Source organism: Paracoccus sp. S4493 (assembly GCF_000967735.1).
In the GTDB taxonomy this organism is placed as follows: Bacteria; Pseudomonadota; Alphaproteobacteria; order Rhodobacterales; family Rhodobacteraceae; genus Paracoccus; species Paracoccus marcusii.
In genome coordinates this window covers 1-844 of record NZ_JXYF01000351.1, presented here as the reverse complement: position 1 = coordinate 844, position 844 = coordinate 1, and the positions used below count along the sequence as shown (strand labels likewise).

1 protein-coding gene is annotated in these 844 nt (G+C 66.8%); it reads left to right on the top strand.

Annotation, left to right across the window (positions count from 1 at the left end):
* Nucleotides 1-716 (top strand): phosphate/phosphite/phosphonate ABC transporter substrate-binding protein (gene phnD / locus TW83_RS17685; RefSeq protein ID WP_045984104.1); only part of this gene is annotated, 716 nt, incomplete at its 5' end.
* Nucleotides 717-844 lie beyond the last annotated feature (128 nt).

Below are 844 nucleotides of genomic sequence, written 5' to 3'. Positions count from 1 at the left end.
CCCCCGCCGATTACAACGGCGTCATCCAGGGGCTGCTGGGCGGGTCGCTGGACATGGCATGGCTTGGCGCGTCGGCCTATGCCGCCGTGTACGTCGCCGACCCCGAGGCGGTCGAGCCGGTGCTGGTCAAGACCAACCTGGACGGCAGCTATACCTATCACTCGATCGGCTTCGCGCGCGCCGACAGCGGCATCACCTCGCTGGACGACATGGAAGGCAAAAGCTTTGCCTTTGCCGACCCGAACTCGACCTCGGGGTTCCTGATCCCGAATGTGGAACTGCCCGAGGCGGGCTATTCGATGACCGAGGGAGAGTATTTCAGCCGCATCGCGTTTTCGGGCGGGCACGAACAGTCGATCATCGGCGTCGTCAACGGCGATTTCGACGCGGGCGTGACCTGGGCCGACGGCCAGGGCGCGTGGGAGGACGGCTACAACTCCGGCGCGCTGCGCAAGGCGGCCGATGCGGGCATCGTCGACATGAACGACATCGTCGAGATCTGGAAATCCTCGCCCATTCCGGAAGGCCCGGTGGTCGTCCGCAAGGATCTGCCCCAGGACGTGCGCCAGACGATGATCGACCTGGTCGCAGGCCTGCACGCATCGGACCCCGAATGCGCCTATGGCGTCGCCGCCGGAGAGACCGCGGGCTTCAGCCCCGTCACCCACGCGGAATACGAGACGATCATCGCCATCCGCCGCGCCGAGATGAACTGATCGCCACCCCGTCCGGGCCGGGCCCCGCACAGGGCCCGGCCTTCGCATATCCAGGAGGCAGCATGGCACTGGCCGAAATCCAGCACGACTATCTGGCGCTGACGCGGCGGCGACGCCTCTATGGCGGG